The 15,826-nt window shown below is 65.1% G+C and carries 14 protein-coding genes; 11 read left to right on the top strand and 3 right to left on the bottom strand.

The features are described 5' to 3' along the window. Nucleotides 1-73: 73 nt before the first annotated feature. The 8 genes from G559_RS0118475 (at nt 74) to G559_RS29070 (ending at nt 9,253) form a co-directional block, all read left to right on the top strand. Nucleotides 74-2,902, top strand: coding sequence for a xanthine dehydrogenase family protein molybdopterin-binding subunit (locus G559_RS0118475; RefSeq protein WP_028629668.1), 2,829 nt, complete (start codon nt 74-76; stop codon nt 2,900-2,902). After that, nucleotides 2,895-3,434 carry a (2Fe-2S)-binding protein gene (locus tag G559_RS0118470; RefSeq protein WP_028629667.1) on the top strand — a complete coding sequence of 180 codons (540 nt, stop codon included), beginning with the start codon at nt 2,895-2,897 and terminating at the stop codon, nt 3,432-3,434. The genes G559_RS0118475 and G559_RS0118470 overlap by 8 nt, the downstream gene beginning before the upstream one ends. A gap of 2 nt (nt 3,435-3,436) precedes the next feature. Beyond that, nucleotides 3,437-4,660, top strand: a complete 1,224-nt coding sequence (locus tag G559_RS0118465) for a cytochrome c (RefSeq protein WP_028629666.1) — start codon at nt 3,437-3,439, stop codon at nt 4,658-4,660. A gap of 17 nt (nt 4,661-4,677) precedes the next feature. Next, nucleotides 4,678-5,649 (top strand): XdhC family protein, encoded by a 972-nt coding sequence (locus G559_RS0118460; RefSeq protein WP_028629665.1) that lies wholly within the window; start codon nt 4,678-4,680, stop codon nt 5,647-5,649. Between the two features lie 151 nt (nt 5,650-5,800). Beyond that, nucleotides 5,801-6,382: a nucleotidyltransferase family protein gene (locus G559_RS0118455; RefSeq protein WP_028629664.1), complete on the top strand. Its 582-nt coding sequence runs from the start codon at nt 5,801-5,803 to the stop codon at nt 6,380-6,382. 273 nt (nt 6,383-6,655) lie between these two features. Beyond that, nucleotides 6,656-8,092: a cytochrome ubiquinol oxidase subunit I gene (locus tag G559_RS0118450; protein WP_028629663.1), complete on the top strand. Its 1,437-nt coding sequence runs from the start codon at nt 6,656-6,658 to the stop codon at nt 8,090-8,092. Nucleotides 8,093-8,095: 3 nt separating this feature from the next. After that, nucleotides 8,096-9,103, top strand: coding sequence for a cytochrome d ubiquinol oxidase subunit II (cydB, locus tag G559_RS0118445; RefSeq protein ID WP_028629662.1), 1,008 nt, complete (start codon nt 8,096-8,098; stop codon nt 9,101-9,103). Between the two features lie 9 nt (nt 9,104-9,112). After that, nucleotides 9,113-9,253 (top strand): DUF2474 domain-containing protein, encoded by a 141-nt coding sequence (locus G559_RS29070; protein ID WP_036997560.1) that lies wholly within the window; start codon nt 9,113-9,115, stop codon nt 9,251-9,253. 124 nt (nt 9,254-9,377) lie between these two features. Here the strand turns inward: G559_RS29070 and G559_RS0118435 are convergent, their stop codons facing one another. Then, nucleotides 9,378-10,502 (bottom strand): methyltransferase, encoded by a 1,125-nt coding sequence (locus tag G559_RS0118435; protein WP_028629661.1) that lies wholly within the window; start codon nt 10,500-10,502, stop codon nt 9,378-9,380. Nucleotides 10,503-10,585: 83 nt separating this feature from the next. Here G559_RS0118435 and G559_RS0118430 point away from each other — a divergent pair, with 83 nt between their 5' ends. After that, nucleotides 10,586-11,362 (top strand): ferredoxin--NADP reductase, encoded by a 777-nt coding sequence (locus G559_RS0118430; protein WP_028629660.1) that lies wholly within the window; start codon nt 10,586-10,588, stop codon nt 11,360-11,362. 117 nt (nt 11,363-11,479) lie between these two features. On the opposite strand, the gene G559_RS0118425 is transcribed toward G559_RS0118430, so the two are convergent. Further along, nucleotides 11,480-11,725 (bottom strand): hypothetical protein, encoded by a 246-nt coding sequence (locus tag G559_RS0118425; RefSeq protein WP_028629659.1) that lies wholly within the window; start codon nt 11,723-11,725, stop codon nt 11,480-11,482. Further along, a complete protein-coding gene (gene ccoN / locus G559_RS0118420; protein WP_028629658.1) occupies nt 11,718-13,154 on the bottom strand; it encodes a cytochrome-c oxidase, cbb3-type subunit I in 1,437 nt (478 codons plus the stop codon). Before ccoN ends, G559_RS0118425 begins: the two co-directional genes overlap by 8 nt. Before the next feature lie 292 nt (nt 13,155-13,446). Between ccoN and G559_RS0118415 the strand changes: the two genes are divergently transcribed. After that, nucleotides 13,447-15,117, top strand: a complete 1,671-nt coding sequence (locus G559_RS0118415) for a nitrite/sulfite reductase (RefSeq protein ID WP_028629657.1) — start codon at nt 13,447-13,449, stop codon at nt 15,115-15,117. Next, nucleotides 15,114-15,590: a DUF934 domain-containing protein gene (locus tag G559_RS0118410; RefSeq protein ID WP_028629656.1), complete on the top strand. Its 477-nt coding sequence runs from the start codon at nt 15,114-15,116 to the stop codon at nt 15,588-15,590. Before G559_RS0118415 ends, G559_RS0118410 begins: the two co-directional genes overlap by 4 nt. Nucleotides 15,591-15,826 lie beyond the last annotated feature (236 nt).

Genomic DNA, 15,826 nt, shown 5'->3' with positions numbered 1-15,826 from the left:
TCCCCGGAAGGGCCGACAACCGTGTTTTGCACAAAGAAAAGGGCCGGCCACCGCCGGTCGATGAGGAACGGGCATGTCCACTCCTGAGTTATCCCGTCGCGCCTTCCTGCAAGGCAGCGTCGTCGCCGGTATCGGCATCACCCTTGCCCCTTTGGGCAGCAAGGCCTTCGCCGCGCTGTTCGAAGAGCAGGTCACCCGCACGCCGGAGCCCTGGCACACCGTTGGTGGCCAGGCTCGTGGGCGGATCGACGGCGTCAGCAAGGTCTGCGGCGGCAAGGTGTTCGCTCGAGACATTCGCGCCAAGGACATGCCCGGCTGGCCGCAGCAGCAAGGCCATGCGCTGCTGCTCAAGGCCACCCGTGCCGATCATCTTTACCAAGGCATCGACCTGTCCATGCTTGGCGAAGAGCTCAAGCCCGATCGCGTGGTGACGGCTGTCGACCTCGCACGGGACGGCATCGCCTTCCCTGAAGGCCACAACCCCGACCCCTTCCTGCCCGAAGGCCAGGTGCCGATGTTCATCGGCCACCCGGTGGCGCTGCTGATCTGGAAAGACTTCGACCGTTACCGTCGGGCGAAGAACATCCTCAAGTTCAACGAGAAGGTGGTGCGCTACGGTGCCCAGGCTCCGCTGTACCAGCGTGACCCCTACGGCAGTTTCCGCTTCGTGCGCGTTGGCGGTGCCACGCCTTTCGAGCCGGATACCTTCTCCAGCCTGAAGGACAGCATGCTGTTCCCGCTGATCCGCGAGCGCAAACCCACCTGGGGCGCTGGCAACCCGGCTGGCGATCTGACCGCCCAGGGCCTCTACCACGCTGAGCAGATGCAGTTGAAGCTGGCCAATCCGCCAGAAGGCTGGATGGTCTTCGACGAACGCTTCAAGACCCAGTCCATCGAGCCGGCCGCCCTGGAAGCGGACAACGGCAACGGCTGGTACGACCCGGCCACCGGCACCCTGCATTTCGTCGTGGCCACCCAGTGCCCCTTCGAGGTGGCCGAGCAGACCGCGCACATGCTGGCGCCGTCGCGCTTCAAGGTGCAGAAGCTGAACATGCACCCCGGCTACACCGTCGGTTACGGCTCCAAGGACAACAACATCTTCGTGTTCTACGCCGCCCTGGCCGCCATCTACGGCGACGGCGTGCCGGTGCGCCTGGCCAATGACCGCTACGAGCAGTTCCAGAGCGGCATCAAGCGCCACCCCTTCGACATGCATTACCAACTGGCGGTGAAGAAGGACGACCTGTCGTTCCAGATCTTTCGTGCCCACATGGATGTCGACGGCGGCGGTCGCATCAACTACAGCCCCTCGGTCGCCGCCGTGGGTGCTACTGCCGCGCAGTCCATCTACTACCTCCCGCAGAGCGATCTGGCGGCCACCGCCTACCACTCCCGTGGGGTCGAAGCCGGTTCCATGCGTGGATACGGCACCCTGCAGACCATGGCCGCCACCGAAATGATGGTGGACGAGGTCGCCGCGCGCCTGGGCGTCGACCCCATTGAGCTGCGTCGCAAGAACGTCTTCAAGTCCGGCATGAAGAACACCCAGGGCGCGATTCCCGCCGGTGCCCTGCGCCTGGACGAAATCCTCGACAAGGCTGCGCAGCACGAGGTCTGGAAGAACCGCGACACGCGCAAGCGCGAAGAAGAGGCGAAGGACCCGGACAACTACTACGGCGTAGGCTTCGCCATCTGCCAGAAGGACTTCGGCACCGGCTCCGAGGCCCCCATGGCGAGCCTGGAGTTCACCGCCGACGGCCGCGTGACGCTGCGCCAGATCGCCATCGACATGGGCACCGGCATGGCGACCTCCCAGGCGCTGCTGGTGGCGGACTACCTGGGCCGCCCGGCCCATGAGATCCGCACCGGCGTCACCGAATGGTCCGAGCTGGACCTGACCACCAGCGGCAACCCTTACCTGATCAGCCAGGCTGAACAGGATGCCGCGCTGAAGAACCCGCGCTGGGTCGGCAAGCTGGCGTCGCCGTCCTCGGCCACCAACTCGGCCTACTACTCCGGCCACGGCACCCGCGAGGCGGCACGTATCCTCTTCAACCACGGCCTGTGGCCGGCGGCGCTGAGCATCTGGGGGCGCGGCGAGTTTGGCGGCCTGGCCAACCCCTACGTGGTACGCCGCGAGGACGCCCATTGGGTGGAAGGCAAACTGACCGCCAATGGCCTGCCGCCGATCCCCTTCGAGGTGCTGGCGCACAAGGCCCACGAGCTGGGCCTGGTCACGGGTGTCAGCGTCCACGGTTTCAACCGCTGGGCCTGGGCCGAGGGCGAGTTCGACATCGACGGCAAGCGCGACACCTTCCCGCTGGACGCCGTGGCCGCTAAATACGGTGACGGTGCTGCCAAGGAGAAGAAGGCGAAGATGACCAGCCACGGCTACCACCTGCTGGACCGTACCGCCATCAGCTATCCGCCGACCCAGCTGAACAACGCCATGGTCACCTACTACAGCCCGGTGGCGACGCTGGTGGAAGTGAAGGTGAACAAGGGCAGTGGTGAGGCGCGGGTGATCAACCACCATTCCTGGCTGGAGTGTGGCCGGGTGATCGTGCCCGAACTGGTGCTCGGTCAGCTCGAAGGCGGCATCGCCATGGGCATCGGCCACGCGCTGCTGGAAGACATGCCGCTGTACGAGGGCGGCCCCGGCGAAGGCACCTGGAACTTCAACCGTTACCAGCTGCCCCGCGCCAAGGACTGCGCGGTGTGGAAACAGACCGCTGAAATCCTCCCGCCGCTGTCGCCCAGCGACCCGGCCAAGGGCATTGCCGAAGTGGTGATGATCCCGGTGGTCGGCGCCATCGTGAACGCCGTGGCCCACGCCACCGGCAAGCGCCTGCGCGACCTTCCCCTGACTCCGGCCCGCATCAAGGAGGCCCTCCATGGCTAAGCGCGCCCTCAGCATGACCCTCAACGGCCAGGCCGTCGGTCCCTTCACCGTGGACGACGACCTGATGATGATCGAGTTCCTCCACGAACACCTGAACCTCACCGGCTCGCGCCTGGGTTGCGGCCAGGGCATCTGCCATGCCTGCGTGGCGATCCTCGACAAGCCCGACGGCACCAGCGAGGAGATCCGCACCTGCATCACCGGCGCGCACTTCTTCGACGGCAGGAAGGTGCGCACCATCGAAGGCCACGCCAAGCGTGATGCCAAGGGCGAAGTGACCGAGCTGAACCCGATCCAGCAGAAGTTCATCGACCAGTTCGCCTTCCAGTGCAGCTACTGCACCCCCGGCTACGTCAACGCCGCCACCGTGCTGGTGGAAAAGCTCCAGCGCCAGCCGGTCAAGCGCAGTGAACTGGAAGGGGAGATCGAACACGCCCTGGGCAACCACATCTGCCGCTGCACCGGCTACGTCCGCTACTACAACGCCGCGCGCGAAGTGGTGGAAGGTCTCGGCCTGGTCAAGGAGGGTTGAGGATGCGCTCGTTACTCCTCGCAGCCCTGCTGCTGCCCCTGGCCGCCCAAGCCGCTGAACAGCCGGCGGACAAGGCGCTGATCGAGCGTGGCAAGTACCTGTCCCGTGCCGCCGACTGCGTGGCCTGCCACAGCATCGAAGGCGGTGCCGAGTACGCTGGCGGCCTGCCGCTGGTGTCGCCGTTCGGCACCATCTACGGCACCAACATCACTCCGGACAAGGAGCATGGCATCGGCGACTACAGCGCTGAAGAGTTCTACAAGGCCGTGACCCAGGGCGAGCGCAAGGACGGCGGCAAGCTCTACCCGGCCATGCCCTACACCTCCTACCACCTGCTCAAGCGTGAAGACTCCGACGCCATCTACGCCTATCTGATGAGCCTGGAGCCCATCGCCAAGCCGAGCCCGAAGACCGACCTGGCCTTCCCCTTCAACGTGCGCTTCGGCATGACTTTCTGGAACATGCTCTACAAGAACCGCGTGCAGCTCGAGCCGGCCGACGGCAAGGGCGAGGAGTGGCAGCGCGGCCAGTACCTGGTGGAAGTGCTCGGCCACTGCGGCGAGTGCCACACCCCGCGTAACGCGCTGGGTGCCCTGCAGCAGGACCTGCGCATGACCGGCGGCGTGATCCTCGGCTACGAGGCCCCGAGCCTGCTGGCCAAGGACCTGGCCGAGCGCGGCTGGACCACGGACGACTTGTCCACCTTCCTCAAGCACGGCATCAGCGATCAGGGTTCGGTATTCAACGAGATGTACCCGGTGCTGCACCACAGCACCCAGTACCTGCCTCAGGATGATCACCGCGCCATGGCCACCTACCTGCTGGGCGAAGAGCCGCCGGCGCCGCGCAAGATAGCTGCCGTGGCCGAGGCTGAACTGGGCGAAAGCGCCGCTCGCGGGCGCCAGGACTACCTCAACGTCTGTGCCGGTTGCCACGGCGTGGCAGGAGAAGGCGTGCCGCACGTGGCAGTTGCCATGAACGGCAACACCACCCTGCGCCTGGCGGATTCCCGCAACCTGCTGCGGGTGATCGACGACGGCATCCGCGAGCAGCAGTTCACCGGTTTCGAACGGATGCAGCCAATGCCCGGCTTCAGGGATAAACTCGACGACGGCCAGATGCGCGACCTGCTCAACTACCTGCGTCAGACCTGGGGCGGCCTTGAGGCTGAGGTGAGCCCGGAGCGGGTGACGGAACTGCGCGGCGAGGTCCTGTCGTCTCACTGATTAGGGTATTTCCCACGATGCAACACCTCGATCTGCTGGTGGTGCGCAAGGCGCTGGAGTGGTCCGCTTCCGGCCAGCGCGTGTGGCTCTGCACCGTCCTCGCGACCTATGGCTCGGCGCCCCGTGCGCCGGGCTCCCTGCTGGCTGCCACCGCCGACGGGCACTGGATCGGCTCGCTGTCGGGCGGCTGCGTGGAAGATGACTTTCTCGAACGCCTGGTCGCCGGTGCCTTTGCCGAGCCGGTTCAACTGGTGCGCTATGGCGACGGCAGCGATACCCAGTCGTCGATCCGTCTGCCCTGCGGCGGCATTCTCGACGTGCTGGTGGAAAACCTGCCCGCCGACTGCGATGTCCAGGCGCACCTGCGAGAGCTGGAAACGGCCTTGGCCGGCCAGCGCCGCTTGATCCGCGAGGTCGCCCTGCCCGAGGGCGTGCGTCGGTTGTTGCCTGACCGCGACCACGGCCCGCGAGTGGAGCGCCTGGGCGACCTGCTGCACCTGCGCGTCGGCGCCGCCCAGCGCCTTTTGCTGGCGGGCTACTCCACGGTGGCCCAGGTATGCGCCGAGTTTGGCCAGAGCCTGGGCTTCGAGGTGGTGCTCTGCGACCCGCGTGATGAGGTGTTGCACGGCGTCGAGCTGCCGGGCGTGGAAATCCGCCGCGAGCTGCCTTCGGAGTTCATCCGCCAGGGCGGCTGTCACGCCGATACCGCCGTGGTTGCCCTGACCCATGATCCGAAGATCGACGACCTGGCGATGATCGAGGCGGTTCGCACCGAGGCCTTTTACATCGGCGTGATGGGCTCCATGGCCACCAGCGCCAAGCGCATGGAGCGCCTGCGCCGGGTCGGTGGCCTGAATGAGGCGGAGCTTGCGCGCATCATCGCCCCCATTGGCCTGAACCTTGGCAGCAAGACCCCGTCCGAAATCGCCCTGGCGGTGCTCGCGGACATCCTGCGGGTGCGCAATGGGATTGCGCGCGAGCGGGTGTGATCAGGCGAATTCAATCGCACGAATCCTTGTAGGGGCGAATTCATTCGCCAAGGGCAGCTATGCTGCCCCCCTTCGGCCTTGCAGGGCAGACCTTCGGCCTGCTTGGCGATTGAAATCGCCCCTACAGTTTCATCGCCCCGGGAGTTGATGCATGCCCAATGTCCCCGCCCTGATCCTCGCCGCCGGTTTCGGCACCCGCTTTGGCAGCGACAAGCGCCGCGCCGCCCTGGCTGACGGCCGCACGCTGCTGGCAGCCAGCCTGGAGCGTGCCCGGACGGTGTTCGACGAGGTGCATGTAGTGCTGCGCCCGGAAGACGATTCGGCGGAGTTGGGGCTGCCGGAAAGCTGCAGCATCATCCTGTGCGAAGACGCCGGGCAGGGCATGGGCCATAGCCTCGCGGCCGGTGCGCGGGCGCTTGCTGGTGGCGGGGGAGAAGCCATCGCCGTACTGCTCGGGGACATGCCCTGGATCGCTGAATCCAGCCTGCGCACGCTGCTGGCCAAGGCCGCGTCGGACCGTATCGTGTTCCCTGTGCATCACGATGAGCGTGGTCATCCCGTGCTCTTCGGACGGGACTTCTGGCCGGAACTCCAGGCGCTCACCGGCGACGAAGGCGCGCGGCGGGTGCTGCGCGCCCATGCCGCCGCCTGGGTGGCGGTGGGGGTGGACGATCCGGGTGTGCTGCGGGATGTGGACAGCCCTGAGGCGCTCTATCCCTGTTCCGCGTCCTGAAACTCCATACCCCTGCATATTCCATGCGGCGGTCGGCCGCGCGGCAACCTGTCGCGCGGCAACGAACCACAGCTGCCTGAAAGCCTTGAACGGCTACTCTCTATGCATTGCTTGATCCGCGTCAAAACCCCTGGCGCGGGTTTGTGAAGGGCCAATCTGGCCCGCATCCAGTCGCAGCAGACCTCACAAGAACAATTCGGTCCGGCCTGGCTCCTCTATCCGGTGGAGTCGCGCGGGGCCTGCACCCGTATCAACCTGATTAGAGGATTCGCCATGTTCGGATTGGAGGCTCTCGATCTCGCCCGAATGCAGTTCGCCTTCACCGTGTCCTTCCACATCATCTTCCCGGCCATCACCATCGGCCTGGCGAGCTACCTCGCCGTCCTGGAAGGGTTGTGGCTGAAAACACGCGAGGAGGTCTACCGCGACCTCTATCACTTCTGGTCGAAGATATTCGCCGTGAACTTCGGCATGGGCGTGGTTTCCGGCCTGGTCATGGCCTACCAGTTCGGCACCAACTGGAGCGCCTTTTCCGACTTCGCCGGCGCGGTCACCGGGCCGTTGCTGACCTACGAGGTGCTCACCGCGTTCTTCCTCGAAGCCGGCTTCCTCGGCGTCATGCTGTTCGGCTGGAACCGCGTGGGCCCTGGCCTGCACTTCTTCTCCACGGTGATGGTGGCCATCGGCACCATCATTTCCACTTTCTGGATCCTCGCCTCCAACAGCTGGATGCAGACCCCGCAGGGCTTCGAGATCATCGACGGCCGCGTGGTACCGGTGGACTGGCTGGCGGTGATCTTCAACCCGTCCTTCCCCTACCGCCTGCTGCACATGGCCACCGCCGCCTTCCTCGCCACCGCCTTCTTCGTCGGCGCCTCGGCGGCCTGGCACCTGCTGCGCGGCCGCGACAACCCGGCGATCCGCAAGATGCTCTCCATGGCCATGTGGATGGCGCTGATCGTGGCCCCGGTACAGGCGTTCATCGGCGACCTGCACGGCCTCAATACCCTCAAGCACCAGCCGGCGAAGATCGCCGCGATGGAAGGCCACTGGGACAACAGCAGTGGTGAAGCCACCCCGCTGATCCTCTTCGGCTGGCCGGACATGGAGCGCGAGGAAACCCGCTTCAAGGTGGAGGTGCCCTACCTCGGCAGCCTGATCCTGACCCACAGCCTGGACAAGCAGGTACCGGCGCTGAAGGACTTCCCGAAGGAAGACCGCCCCAACTCCACCGTGGTGTTCTGGTCGTTCCGCATCATGGCTGGCCTGGGCATGCTGATGATCCTCACCGGCATGTGGAGCCTGTGGCTGCGCTGGCGCGGCGGGCTGTTCCAGTCCCGGCCGTTCCTCTACCTGTGCCTGTGGATGGGCCCGTCCGGGTTGATCGCAATCCTCGCCGGCTGGTTCACCACCGAGATGGGCCGCCAGCCCTGGGTGGTCTATGGGTTGATGCGCACGGCCGACGCGGTGTCCAACCACAGCGTGACGCAGATGAGCCTGACCCTGGTGAGCTTCGTGGTGGTGTACTTCGTGCTCTTCGGCGCGGGCCTGGGCTACATGATGCGCCTGGTGCGCAAGGGCCCGGTCACCCACGAAGGCAAGGAACAGGGTATCGGCGGCCCCGGCCAGCACCGCACCCCTGCGCGCCCGCTCTCGGCGACCGAAGAGGGCATGGACGATGACGACAACGCGACCGAGGTAAGGAGCTGAACCATGGGCGTCGATCTTTCACTGATCTGGGCGATCATCATCATCTTCGGCGTGATGATGTACGTGGTGATGGACGGTTTCGATCTCGGAATCGGCATCCTCTTCCCCTTCGTCAAGGATGACGGCGAGCGCGACGTGATGATGAACACTGTCGCGCCGGTCTGGGACGGCAACGAGACCTGGCTGATTCTGGGAGGCGCCGGCCTGTTCGGCGCTTTCCCGCTGGCCTACTCGGTGGTGCTGTCCGCGCTCTACCTGCCGCTGATCCTGATGCTGCTGGGGCTGATCTTCCGTGGCGTGGCCTTCGAGTTCCGCTTCAAGGCCAAGCCGGCCAAGCGTCACCTGTGGGACAAGGCCTTCATCGGTGGCTCCATCGCCGCCACCTTCTTCCAGGGTGTGGCGCTCGGCGCCTATATCGAAGGCATCCCGGTGGTGAACCGCACCTTTGCCGGCGGCTCGCTGGACTGGCTGGCACCCTTCCCGATGTTCTGTGGCCTCGGCCTGATCGCGGCCTACGCGTTGCTGGGCTGCACCTGGCTGATCATGAAGACCGAAGGTCGCCTGCAGCAGCAGATGCACGACCTGGCGCGCCCGCTGGTGCTGGTGCTGCTGGCCATCACCGGCATCGTCAGCATCTGGACGCCGCTGGCCCATGAGGACATTGCCGCGCGCTGGTTCAGCCTGCCCAACCTGTTCTGGTTCATGCCGGTGCCAATCCTGGTGCTGGTGTGCACCTGGGCGTTGCTGCGCGCCGTGGCGAACAACGCCCACCACGCGCCCTTCGTGCTGACCCTGGTGCTGATTTTCCTCGGCTATAGCGGCCTGGGTATCAGCCTCTGGCCGAACGTGATCCCGCCGTCCATCTCCATCTGGGAGGCCGCCTCGCCGCCACAGAGCCAAGGCTTCATCCTGGTGGGCGCGCTGTTCATCATTCCCTTCATCCTGATGTACACCGCCTGGAGCTACTACGTGTTCCGCGGCAAGGTGACCCAGGAAGACGGTTATCACTAGGAGCGGCCTGTGGATAAGTCAGAGAAGAAACCGCTGTGGCAGCGCCTGGGCTGGCTGGTGGGCATCTGGGCCCTCAGCGTGCTGGCCTTGGGCGCGGTGGCCTACCTGCTGCGGATGTTCATGACGGCGGCGGGGTTGAGTACGCACTAGACCTTTTCTCCCCTCTCCCTCCGGGAGAGGGGCTGAGGGTGGTTGTAGCTGGCTCGCGTTAGGGGCAGTTGCGCTGCCCTTGGCGAATGAACTCGCCCCTACACGACTCAGTAGCCCGTTGTCGTCATTTGCTTGCCTTTAACACCACGAACTTAGGCGTAGCCGCCACCTGCTCCACACCCCGGAACAGGCGCTTGAGCTTGGCGTGGTAGCCCAGGTGGCGGTTGCCCACGATCCACAGCTCGCCCCCCGCCACCAGTGCATTGCGCGCCTGCACGAACATGCGCCAGGCGAGGAAGTCGCCCACCACCTGCTGCTGGTGGAAGGGTGGGTTGCACAGCACCAGGTCCAGCGAGTCCGCAGGCTGTTCGGCCAGGCCGTCGCCCGCGCGGATATCCACAGGGCGTTCGCCGAGTGCCGCTTGCCAGTTTTCCCGAGCCGATTGCACCGCCATGTAGGACTCATCCACCAGGGTCATCTGCGCCTGCGGGTTGGCCAGGGCGTAGGCGATGCCGAGCACGCCATTGCCGCAGCCCAGGTCCGCCGCACGGACGTCCGCCAGGCTGCGCGGCAGGTGCGGGAGGAAGGCGCGGGTACCGATATCCAGGCCTTCGCGGCAGAACACGTTGGCATGGTTGACCAGGGTCAGGCGTGGCTGGTCCAGTTGGTAGCGGGTGGGGTAGGGCGAAGTGACGGCCGGCTTCTGTTCGGGCGTGGCGATCAGCAGGCGCGCCTTCTTCACGGCCAGTGACGGTTGCATCGGGCCGATGTATTTCGCCAGCAGGTCCCCCGCAGCGTGAGGCAGGTGCTTGACCATGCCGGCGGCGATCACGCTAGCGCCGGGGGCCAGCTGGCCGTGCAGACGGATCAGTTGTTCTTCCAGCAGTGCCAGGGTCTTGGGCACGCGGATCAGCACGCGGTCGAATGGCCCTTCGGCCACTTCACAGGCGGGTACGAAGTGCACGGCGGTGGTATCGAGGCCATTGCGCGCCAGGTTGCGTTGCAGGGCGATATGGCCCAGATGCGAGTCGCCGCTGCTGGTGACCCGCGCGTGAGGGGCAAGGCTGGCGGCCAGGGCGCCGAAGCTGTCGTTCAGCACCAGGATGCGCGCCTCGGCTGTCAGCCCCTGCCCATGCAGGTGACTGAGCAGGTACTCATCGGCGGCGTCGAAGGCCTGCAGCGGATCGTCCTGCTGTTCGGGCTGACGAACGAGGTCGAGCTGGGCAAAAGGCGTAGCAAATATAGGCATAAGAACCGGCGGTGTTTCTGAAGGCCGCTTTGCGAGACACTGGGGCGGCCTTCGAACGAATCGGAAAAGAGTGGGAGCGGAGTATGACCGCCAGCGAAGAGAAGTTCACCCGTCAGACCCTGCTGGATGTGCAGACCCTGACGCCTAACCTGTTCACCCTGCGCACCACCCGCGACGCGGGTTTCCGCTTTCGCGCCGGTCAGTTCGCTCGCCTGGGGGTGACCAAGGCCGATGGCAGCACCGTCTGGCGCGCTTATTCCATGGTTTCGGCGCCTCACGACGAGCATCTGGAGTTCTTCTCGATCGTCGTACCGGAAGGCGAGTTCACCAGCGAACTGTCGCGGCTTAAGGAAGGCGACACCCTGATGGTGGACAAGACAGCCTTCGGCTTCCTTACCCTCGATCGCTTCGTCGATGGTCGCGACCTCTGGCTGCTGGCCACCGGAACTGGCCTTGCGCCCTTCCTGTCGATCCTCCAGGACCTGGAAGTCTGGCAGCGCTTTGAGCGCATCATCCTGGTCTACAGCGTGCGCCAGGCGGCCGAGCTGGCCTACCAGCCGCTGATCGACGACCTGAAGAGTCGTGACTACCTGGAAGGCGTGGCCGACAAGCTGCTGTATATCCCCGTGGTGACCCGCGAGGAAGTCGCCGGTGCCTTGCATGGGCGCATCACCACACTGATCGAGAACGGCGAGCTGGAGCGCGCCGCCGGCCTGGACCTGACCCCGGAGCACTCGCGCGTGATGCTCTGCGGCAACCCGCAGATGATCGAGGACACCCGCGCCGTGCTGAAGGCGCGCGACATGAACCTCAGCCTGACCCGCCGACCGGGGCAGGTGGCGGTGGAGAACTACTGGTAAAAGGCGGTCGCTGTTGCCGTTCAGCGACCGTAGGATGGGTAGAGCGGAGCGAAACCCATGCTGTCGGATCGATGGGGTTGCTGGCTCGCGGAACACCGCCCGCCCCATCCTGCCGGCTCAGGCATCCATCTCTATCCGGCTCGCACACCCCCCATTACACCGCCCCGGACAGCTGCACCCCGTGCTGCTGCGCCCGGTCGCGCGTTCCATGCGCTGGGCTACGGGTTCGTCATCGGCGAAGGGCAGCATGGTGGCTTCGTCCAGTTGGCGCTGGCTCCTGCCACCCAGGCAGGCCTGGGTGGCGAGGTAGAAGAAGGTCACGGCGGCCAGACTGAGCAGGGCGAAGGCGCTTTCACTATCCATGGGCCACCGCCTGCGGAACTGTCTCTGACGTACGGGCATCGCCCACGCGCACCGTGCGCCAGGTGTTCCAGGCCATCAGCAACATGCCGGTCACGAAGAAGATGCCGCCCACCATACGCACCACGAAGCCGGGATAACTGGCTTCCAGGGCCTCCACGAAGGAGTAGGTCAGGGTGCCGTCTTCGTTGACTGCACGCCACATCAGCCCTTGGGTGATGCCGTTGACCCACATCGAGGCGATGTAGAGCACGGTGCCGATGGTGGCCAACCAGAAGTGGGCGTTGATCAGGCCGATGCTGTGCATCTGGGCGCGGCCGTAAAGGCGCGGAATCAGGTGGTACAGGGAGCCGATGGTGATCATCGCCACCCAGCCCAGCGCCCCGGCGTGCACGTGGCCGATGGTCCAGTCGGTGTAGTGGGAGAGGGCGTTGACGGTCTTGATCGCCATCATCGGGCCTTCGAAGGTGCTCATGCCGTAGAAGGCCAGGGACACCACGAGGAAGCGCAGGATCGGGTCCTCGCGCAACTTATGCCAGGCCCCTGAGAGGGTCATCATGCCGTTGATCATGCCGCCCCAACTGGGCGCCAGGAGGATGATCGACATCACCATGCCGAGGGACTGCGCCCAGTCGGGCAGGGCGGTGTAGTGCAGGTGGTGCGGACCGGCCCAGATGTACAGGGTGATCAGCGCCCAGAAGTGCACGATGGACAGCCGATAGGAATACACCGGGCGCCCGGCCTGCTTGGGGATGAAGTAGTACATCATCCCGAGGAAGCCGGTGGTCAGGAAGAAGCCTACCGCGTTGTGCCCGTACCACCACTGCACCATGGCATCGGTGGCCCCGGAGTAGACCGAGTAGGACTTGAACCAGCTCACCGGGATGGCCATGTGGTTGACGACATGCAGCATCGCGGTGACCACGATGAACGCACCGAAGAACCAGTTGCCCACGTAGATGTGCCTGGTCTTGCGCTTCATCACCGTGCCGAAGAACACCACCGCGTAGGCGATCCAGACGATGCCCATCCATACCGCACCGGTGAATTCCACCTCGGCGTATTCCTTGGTGGTGGTCAGACCCTGGGGCAGGGTGACCAGCAGGATCACCACCAGCGCCTGCCAGCCCCAGAAGGTGAAGGCGGCCAGCGCGCCGCCGAACAGCCGCGCCTGGCAGGTGCGCTGCACTGTGTAGTAACTGGTGGCGAACAGCGCGCTGCCGCCGAAGGCGAAGATCACCAGGTTGGTGTGCAGCGGGCGCAGGCGGCCGAAGCTGGTCCAGGGCAGGTCGAGGTTCAGCGCCGGCCAGACGAGCTGGGCGGCAATGAACACACCCATGCCCATGCCGACGATGCCCCAGACGATGGTCATGAGGGCGAACTGGCGAACCACCTTGTAGTCGTAGGTCGGTTCCGGGATTGCGGTGTTCATGTGCGTGCCTTTCGGTTGGGAAGACTGAGCGGTCGCCACTCTAGAAAGCTCGCCGAAAAGGAAACAGACTCAGATCATTTAGCTTTTTAGTGATCAGATTGGCGGCATATGCAATACCTGTAGGAGCGAGCTTGCTCGCGAATGTATGCGCTTCGCGAGCAAGCTCGCTCCTACCGTTGGCGTCACGCGAAATTTCATCTGATATGGTTTTTCTAGCTATATCTGGCGCTGTTTCTTCGTTCTGCCGCTGGCCATAGTTACGGCTCCGCCCGCCTTGCTGGAGCCCGCTTGCATGTACCACTACGACGACTACGACCGCGCCCTGGTGCAGGAGCGCGTGGCGCAATTCCGCGACCAGGTGGCGCGGCGCATCAGTGGCGAGCTGACTGAGGAAGAGTTCCTGCCCCTGCGCCTGCAGAACGGTCTTTACCTGCAGAAGCACGCCTACATGCTGCGGGTTGCCATTCCCTACGGGACGCTGTCGTCGAACCAGTTGCGCTGCCTCGCACGCATCGCCCGCGAGCATGACCGCGGCTACGGCCACTTCACCACCCGGCAGAACATACAGTTCAACTGGATCGACCTCGCCGAGGTGCCGGATATCCTCCAGCAGTTGGCCGAAGTGGAGATGCACGCCATCCAGACCTCCGGCAACTGCGTGCGCAACATCACCACCGAGGCCTTCGCCGGGGTGGCGGCTGATGAAGTGCTGGACCCGCGTCCGCTGGCGGAAATCCTGCGCCAGTGGTCCACCATCAATCCGGAATTCCTCTTCTTGCCGCGCAAGTTCAAGATCGCCCTCTGCGCCGCCGAGCAGGACCGCGCCGCCGTGCAGATGCACGACATCGGCCTCTACCTGTACCGCGACGACGTGGGCGAGATGCGTTTTCGCGTGCTGGTGGGCGGTGGCCTTGGCCGCACGCCGATCCTCGGCCAGCAAATTCGCGACGGCTTGCACTGGCGCCATCTGTTGTCCTACGTCGAAGCCATCCTGCGGGTCTACAACCGCCATGGCAGGCGCGACAACAAGTACAAGGCGCGGATCAAGATCCTGGTCAAGGCCCTGGGTATCGAGGCATTCGCCCGCGAGGTGGAAGCCGAATGGCAGCACCTGAAGGACGGCCCAGCCGAGCTGACCGAGGCCGAGTACCAGCGGGTTGCGGCTAGCTTCGACGCACCGGCTTACGCCCATCTCGACGATACCGATCTGGGCCACGGCAGCCATCTGGCAGGGGACCCGGCGTTCGCCCGCTGGTGCGCGCGCAACCTCCAGCCGCACAAGGTGCCGGGCTACGCCGCCGTGGTGCTGTCCACCAAACCCGGCCCAGACGCGCCGCCCGGCGATGTGACGGCGGCCCAGATGGAGGCAGTCGCCGAGTGGGCCGAGCGCTTCGGTTTCGGTGAAATCCGTATCGCCCATGAACAGAACCTGGTGCTGCCGGATGTACGCAAGGCCGATCTGCACGCGCTCTGGCAACTGGCCTGTCAACAGGGCCTGGCGACAGCGAACATTGGCTTGCTCACCGACATCATTGCCTGCCCGGGGGGCGACTACTGCTCCCTGGCCAACGCCAAGTCCATCCCCATCGCCCAGGCCATCCAGGCGCGCTTCGCCGATTCGGCGGCGTTGCAGGAGCTGGGTGACCTCAGCCTGAACATCTCCGGTTGCATGAACGCCTGTGGCCACCACCACATCGGCAATATCGGCATCCTCGGCGTGGATAAGGGCGGCAGCGAGTGGTACCAGATCACCTTGGGCGGCGCGCAGGGCATGGACAGCGAGCTGGGCAAGGTGATCGGCCCATCCTTCAGCGCTGAGGAGGTGCCGGATGTGATCGAACGGGTAGTGGAGACCTTCCGTGACCACCGCGAGCCGGAAGAGCGCTTCGTCGACACCGTGCGGCGCATCGGACTGGAGCCCTTCAAGGTACGGGTCTACGCCAAGGCGGAGGTGACGGCATGAACAACCTGATCAAGCTTGTAGATGGCCAGGCACGCCTGGTGGACGACCCCTGGACGCTGGTGCGCGAGGCGGGAGAATCCTTGCCTGACGGGCAACTGATCCTGCCGCTGGCGCTCTGGCGCGAGCGCGGCGGTCGCGATGGGCTGTTGCTGCAGCCGGATGATGAAGTGGAGCCACTGGCGCCGTTGGCCGACGATCTGCCGCTGATCGCGGTGGATTTCCCGAGCTTCCGCGATGGCCGCGGCTACAGCCAGGCCTACCTGCTGCGCACCCGCCTTGGCTGGCGCGGCGAACTGCGTGCGGTGGGTGATGTCTTGCGCGACCAGCTCAGCCATATGCGCCAATGCGGCTTCGATGCCTTTGCCGTGCGTGAGGACAAATCCGCCGAGGATGCGCTGAAGGGGCTGGCCGGTGTGAGCGTGCTTTATGGGCGTTCGGTGATAGAGCCAAGACCTCTGTTCCGCAGGCGGTAAGAAAATTCGTACATGAATGGTAAAAATTCCTCGCTTAGAGTTGGTGGTTTTCTGACCTAGCATTCGCAGTTCGTTTATCCGAACCGGAAACCAATGGACAGCGATAGTTGTAAGCCGCCCCCTGCATCCCTGGGCGCGGCCCCCCTTCCCAACGGCGTCCGCGCACGCCGATTCGAACTGCAGCCTCCTGCTGCCTACCCTTCGTGCATGTCGATGCAACGCCCACAGGCGTGGTT

It is taken from the genome of Metapseudomonas resinovorans DSM 21078 (assembly GCF_000423545.1).
Classification (GTDB): domain Bacteria; phylum Pseudomonadota; class Gammaproteobacteria; order Pseudomonadales; family Pseudomonadaceae; genus Metapseudomonas; species Metapseudomonas resinovorans.
Note: the sequence above shows the minus strand (reverse complement) of the source record. Positions and strands in the feature narration are given on the sequence as shown.

Coding starts and splice junctions, on each gene's coding strand:
- G559_RS0118475 (WP_028629668.1), top strand. CDS start 74: ATGTCCACTCCTGAGTTATCCCGTCGCGCCTTCCTGCAAGGCAGCGTC.
- G559_RS0118470 (WP_028629667.1), top strand. CDS start 2,895: ATGGCTAAGCGCGCCCTCAGCATGACCCTCAACGGCCAGGCCGTCGGT.
- G559_RS0118465 (WP_028629666.1), top strand. CDS start 3,437: ATGCGCTCGTTACTCCTCGCAGCCCTGCTGCTGCCCCTGGCCGCCCAA.
- G559_RS0118460 (WP_028629665.1), top strand. CDS start 4,678: ATGCAACACCTCGATCTGCTGGTGGTGCGCAAGGCGCTGGAGTGGTCC.
- G559_RS0118455 (WP_028629664.1), top strand. CDS start 5,801: ATGCCCAATGTCCCCGCCCTGATCCTCGCCGCCGGTTTCGGCACCCGC.
- G559_RS0118450 (WP_028629663.1), top strand. CDS start 6,656: ATGTTCGGATTGGAGGCTCTCGATCTCGCCCGAATGCAGTTCGCCTTC.
- cydB (WP_028629662.1), top strand. CDS start 8,096: ATGGGCGTCGATCTTTCACTGATCTGGGCGATCATCATCATCTTCGGC.
- G559_RS0118435 (WP_028629661.1), bottom strand. CDS start 10,502: ATGCCTATATTTGCTACGCCTTTTGCCCAGCTCGACCTCGTTCGTCAG.
- G559_RS0118430 (WP_028629660.1), top strand. CDS start 10,586: ATGACCGCCAGCGAAGAGAAGTTCACCCGTCAGACCCTGCTGGATGTG.
- G559_RS0118425 (WP_028629659.1), bottom strand. CDS start 11,725: ATGGATAGTGAAAGCGCCTTCGCCCTGCTCAGTCTGGCCGCCGTGACC.
- ccoN (WP_028629658.1), bottom strand. CDS start 13,154: ATGAACACCGCAATCCCGGAACCGACCTACGACTACAAGGTGGTTCGC.
- G559_RS0118415 (WP_028629657.1), top strand. CDS start 13,447: ATGTACCACTACGACGACTACGACCGCGCCCTGGTGCAGGAGCGCGTG.
- G559_RS0118410 (WP_028629656.1), top strand. CDS start 15,114: ATGAACAACCTGATCAAGCTTGTAGATGGCCAGGCACGCCTGGTGGAC.